The organism is Limisphaerales bacterium (assembly GCA_014382585.1).
Lineage (GTDB): Bacteria > Verrucomicrobiota > Verrucomicrobiia > Limisphaerales > UBA1100 > JACNJL01.
In genome coordinates, this window is record JACNJL010000003.1 from 1 (window position 1) to 2873 (window position 2873).

Below are 2873 nucleotides of genomic sequence, written 5' to 3' on the forward strand. Positions count from 1 at the left end.
ATTTTGAATCCGCCGCGTCTACCAATTCCGCCACTCCGGCATGCGCGGCATCCTAATCATCGCGACCCCTGGTAAACAAGTTTGTTTTGGAAAAGTCTTTCGCTCCAAGCAAGCTCGCGCTGTGCCACACCATTCACAGGATGCTGAGCCGTTTACGGTTCTCGATCAAGTCACCGTCCCCGATCTCTGGCAGCAACAGGCCGTGGGCGCGCTGCGTGAGGGCAAGGATGTCGTTGTCCACGCCCCCACCGGCGCGGGCAAGACGCTTGTTTTCGAGCTTTGGGCAAACCTCGGCAAGCCGCGTGGTAAAGCGGTTTACACCGTGCCCACCCGTGCGTTGGCCAATGACAAACTGGCCGAATGGCGCGCGCGCGGCTGGCCGGTCGGCATTTCCACCGGGGACCTTTCCGAAAATCTCGACGCCCCCATCCTCGTCGCCACGCTTGAAACCCAAAAGAGCCGCCTCATCCACGGCGACGGACCGGACCTCCTCATCGTCGATGAATACCAACTCATCGGCGACCGCGATCGCGGCCTCAATTACGAACTCGCCCTCGCTCTCGCGCCGTCCAAGACGCAGTTGTTGCTGCTCAGCGGCAGCGTGGCCAATCCCGATCACGTCGTAAAATGGCTGCGCCGTCTCGGGCGCGATGCGGTCACTGTAAAACACACCGTGCGCCCCGTGCCCTTGGAGGAAACGCACCCTGCAAATTTGAGCTACAAACTGCCGCGCGAAATTCGAGGCTACTGGCCCAAGTTCGTGGCCAAAGCGTTGGCGGATGATCTCGGGCCGATATTGATTTTCGCGCCGCGCCGCGCCAATACCGAAAAGCTCGCCCGCCAAATCGCCCAGCATTTGCCCAATCCCGATCCACTTAAACTTTCTGCCGACCAAAAAAAACTCGTGGGCGGGCATCTGGCCAAGATGCTCCAAACCCGCGTGGCCTATCACCACAGCGGCCTCAGCTACGCCGCGCGCGCGGGCGTCATCGAGCCGCTCACCAAAGCCGGCCAACTCCGCGTGGTCGTCGCCACAATGGGCCTTGCTGCCGGTATTAATTTTTCGCTGCGCAGCGTGGCGCTCGCCGCCGGTTCCTATAAACGCGCCGGCGTGGAACACGCGCTGCGCGGCGATGAGATTTTGCAAATGTTCGGCCGCGCCGGACGCCGCGGGCTCGATGAAGTGGGTTACGTGCTCGTCGGTGCCAACGACGTTCGCATTCGCGATGGGTTTCCCTGCCAACTCGCCCGCAGTGGGCTAGTTGATTGGGGCGCGCTGCTCGGCATTATGCACGCGGCGGTGGAGGATGGCCGCGAACCGTTCGCCGAAGCGATGCGCGTGCAAAGCCGGCTATTCACCACGCGCCCCATCACGCTCGGCGTGGAAAGCGCGCTCGAGCATCCGGCCCCTCCCTGCGGTTTGCCCACCGACGCCGAGCGCGCGCGGCACGTGCGCAAAAAAGAAAAGGAAATTTTGAATAGCCAAGGCGAATGGGAACGCAATCCAAAACGCGCCGCCACGCCGCTGGGCGAAATCAAAGTAATGGACGCCGCAGCCTCAGAGGGCACGCCGCCATCGCTGCATCCGTTACTCACGGCGCCCGAAGCGCTCAGCAAACAAGGCCCCGGCGTACTGACGCTGTTGGACCCCAACGCGGTGAAACCGGAGTACGGCCGCATCGCCACTGTGGCAGAAAAGAATGCGAAAGGAAAATTGCTGCCGGTGCGCTGGGTGCGGCGGGTGTTGAATTGGCGCGGCAAATCGATGACGCGCAGTTCGTGGGAAACCCAGTTTGGCCCGCGCTTGCAGAAGAAAATGGCTGAACGCGGCACGCCCATTCTTGAGTACCGCAATTTGCAGGCCAAAGTTTCCGCGCACTTTAGTTTGGCTGAAGAAACGCAAACCGTGTCCATCGACCGCCACGGCGTCGCCCTCTGGAAACCGCCCACTCGCGAAGGCTTGCCCGGCGATTGCGCCAAGTGCGAGCTCGTGCCGGTGTGCCGCCGGCTGCCGCGCGTCCACGGCGTGGTGCATCATTGGCGGCGGTTCGGCTTGCTGGAATCCATCGGCGCACCCACACGACGCGGGCGCATCGTCAGTTTTTTCACCGGCGGTGACGGCCTTGGCATTGCCGCCGCGTTGGAGGATGAAAAATATCCGATCGAAGAATTTGTTTACGACATCGCGAATCTGCGCGGTGGTTTTCGGTTTCACGGCGATGCCGATCGCTGGGATGGACACCTCGCATTGGCATGCCGCAAAACTTATGGGATGACTAGCGTGCTCGGCTATCTCGATCGCGGCGCGCCGCCGGAATACGGCTACGGCGCGGATCTTGTGGTGGCGGACATCCATCGCAATCCCGCCCGTAAACAATTTTGGATTCGCGAAGTGGCCGAGGAAGGCGACATCGACCGCATCATCATCGAGTGGCGTAGCTTGCTGCGGCGCGTCACCCATTCCCCCGCGCTCGACTGGCCTCGCTGGACGGCCCTGCAAGAACAGGCCCGACGGATGCTTGATGAAACCGAAAGCCCAACCCTCACCGAACTGCCCTCTTTGGACTTCCGTCAAACCAAGCGCCTTGAGCATCGTCTTAATCTTCGGCGCCATTAACGACCACTAAAAAACCCGCCGATGAAGGCGGGTTGAAAAGTCATTTTTTAGCTGTGTCACTATCGTTTGTACAGGCGAAGTGCGCGGCGTAATTCGCCGAGAGTTGGAGCTCGGCGTGCGGGCACGGGTTGAACCGCCGAGGTGATGCTCATACCTCTGCGCAAGGCAACGGGTGTTGAAGCAACGCGGAACATGCGTTGGCCCCCGCCCATACCCCCAAAGCCTCCGCCCATGTTGCTCATTCCCCCGCCCATAC

At 61.3% G+C, this 2873-nt stretch carries 1 protein-coding gene; it reads left to right on the forward strand.

What is annotated here, in order from left to right:
- The first annotated feature begins 40 nt into the window (after positions 1-40).
- The gene (locus tag H8E27_00020; protein MBC8324005.1) at positions 41-2617 is read left to right on the forward strand and encodes a DEAD/DEAH box helicase; all 2577 of its coding nucleotides are present in this window, start codon (positions 41-43) and stop codon (positions 2615-2617) included.
- Positions 2618-2873: the final 256 nt, after the last annotated feature.